Origin of the sequence: Actinomadura rubrisoli, assembly GCF_004349215.1 — a bacterium.
Lineage (GTDB): Bacteria > Actinomycetota > Actinomycetes > Streptosporangiales > Streptosporangiaceae > Spirillospora > Spirillospora rubrisoli.
Map to the genome: position 1 here is coordinate 1 of NZ_SMKU01000631.1, position 2,306 is coordinate 2,306.

The window sequence follows — 2,306 nt, forward strand, 5'->3', positions numbered from 1 at the left end:
CCTGACCCACCGCCCGATGGGCCCCCTCGCCACCGGCCCGCAGCCCAACATCAAGCACACGAACCTCGAATACCTCCTCCACGATCGCCGCGCCGTCTGGGGCGAGTCCGACCACGGCACCGCCCTTGGCAAGACCATCAAGACCGCCGCCACCGGCCATGACCCCGCGTCGGCCCGTCTCGCCTTCGCCACCACCAAGATCCTCGCCGACGACGCCCGCACCAACTTCACGGTCAAGGACGGCAAGGTCGCCGTCGGCGACAAGAGCCCGTTCGGCTACCTCAAGGACGGCCACCTCGGTGACGCCATCGCCCGGCCGCACCACTACGACGAACTCTCCGGCCTCCGGCCCGCGATGGCCGAGGTCCTGGTCGCCCACCTCGACCGGCTCCACGACATCGTCCGGCTCTCCAAACTGGATGAGAGGCCGGGATCGACTGGGATGACCGGCGAGGACCTGGACTACCTGCTCCTGGACGTCACCCGGAACGCCAGTGCTTACGAGACACTCCTCATGGGGCAAGTCGCCCATGCCAGGCTCGCCGTCGACCGCACTATCGCCGGCCACGGCGATCTCACCAACACTGTCAAGGGCGAGGGCCACATGTTCGGCCATCTCCTGGAGGCCCGGCACCAGTCGGTCGGTGCGGAAGAAGCCCGCCTCGCGGAAGACCTCGACCGGATGCGCAAATACGTCGGCTACGGCATCGGCCTCATCCCCGTAGGCACCGATCTCATCGCCCAACGCTCCCCGGTCGGTGGCGAGGTCTACAGCCAAGCGTCCGCCGAAGCCGCGAATGTCCTGACCAACTGGTTCGTCAGGAGACTCGCCGACAAGGCCGAACCCACCATCTTCGCGCCCAAGACCGAGACCGAAGGTGTCGAACGCCTCTTCAATCAGATGATCGCCTCCTCTCTCGTGACCCACGGCCGTCTCACCGGCAAAGATCTTGCAGGTAAGCCGTTTGCCACCGAGGGGCATGACCCGAAGCTTCTGCCGATTGGGTCGCTGGACGGGCGCGCCCTCGAAGGTTTCTTGCGATGGGCCAATGACCGACTGAAGATCGACAATTTTAGTGATGACGTGGAGACCTCGGTGGGGAATGGGCAAAAGACCACGGCAGGACATTACCGAAGTGTTGATGGAAAGACGGTGACACCGAGCGGCCGGCGGTGAACGTGCTCAGGAACGCTACATTCATGGCTGTGGGGATAGGGCTGCTCGCCTCTGCCGGGTGCGAGGACGAGCGACCGAGGAAGGCTCCTTTTCCTGATCTCCGACCTGTGGTGGACGGTGCTCCCTACCTGTGCGACCTCGTCCCCGAAGGGGCCTTCCGTCGGGTTACCGGCCTCTCCGTCCCAGTGGCCGACCGGTGGGATGGCGCTCAGACTGACAATGGGCTGTGCCTGGCATCGGCTGTAGGGCAAGAGTCCTCGCTTGGGCTCGACTGGTCTTATAATGACGGTGACAAGACGGTCCGCTTCCAGCAGAAGAAGTGGGCTGATCAGGCCACTACGCCACTCCCGGCTGAACTGGGCAAGGGCCTGGCGGTTGTCATTCCGACCGCAGGTGCCATTGTGCGACCAAACTATGTGATCGCTGTATTTGACTGCGGAAACAAGCGACCGTGGATCAGTATTGATTTTGCGCCGGTGGTGCGGGGGCGGGACGCGGTGCGGGATATGGTGGATTTTATGCGGATCGCTGAGAGGCGGTTCGGGGAATTGCACAAGTGCACGCCGAGGCCGTCGTGAGCGGGAAGCGCGTCTTCGTTGACGCCGTCGAGTTCAACCGGCGGCTCCAGTGCGCGGTTTGGGGCCTGGCATCCACGATGGCGCTGTGCGGGTGGGCTGCAGCGCCGTGGTTCGAGAAAGACGGCGTAACGGGCGTTCTTTGGAGCGCGGCCGGGCAGGGGTGGCTGAGCTGGCCGGGACGTTCGCTGCCCATGAGCATGATGATCACGCTCATTCTGGGCGTCGCGGCCAGTTCTGCGGGGACCCGGGCGGTCGCGCGTGCCGCGTGGGTGAGCGGGCTGGTGAACGCCGTGGTCATCTGTGGGTTCATCTCGGGGCCGGGGGAGGACGTCGATGTCCGGTACGGGGCCGGATATGGGCAGCTGATCGCGTTCGTCTTCGTCGTGGTGTTCTTCTGCGTCGCGCATACGGCGTCCGATGAGCGGCCGACCGGGCGGGACGCGCAGTGGCTGGAGCCCTCGTTCGGGACGGTTGACCGGCGCACGCATGTGAAGGGCGATCGGCCTTCGCGCAGGAGGTAGGCGGGTCAGTCGGTTGCGGGGGGTGGGAGG

Annotated in this window: 2 protein-coding genes; both read left to right on the top strand. The window is 65.3% G+C overall.

Features of this window, described 5'->3' with window-relative positions:
- The coding region (locus E1298_RS46305) for a hypothetical protein (RefSeq protein ID WP_207945267.1) at window positions 1-1,177 on the top strand (1,177 nt) is incomplete at its 5' end.
- 769 nt (window positions 1,178-1,946) lie between these two features.
- On the top strand, window positions 1,947-2,276 hold the full coding sequence (locus E1298_RS49120) for a hypothetical protein (protein ID WP_165975991.1): 330 nt from the start codon (window positions 1,947-1,949) through the stop codon (window positions 2,274-2,276).
- Window positions 2,277-2,306 lie beyond the last annotated feature (30 nt).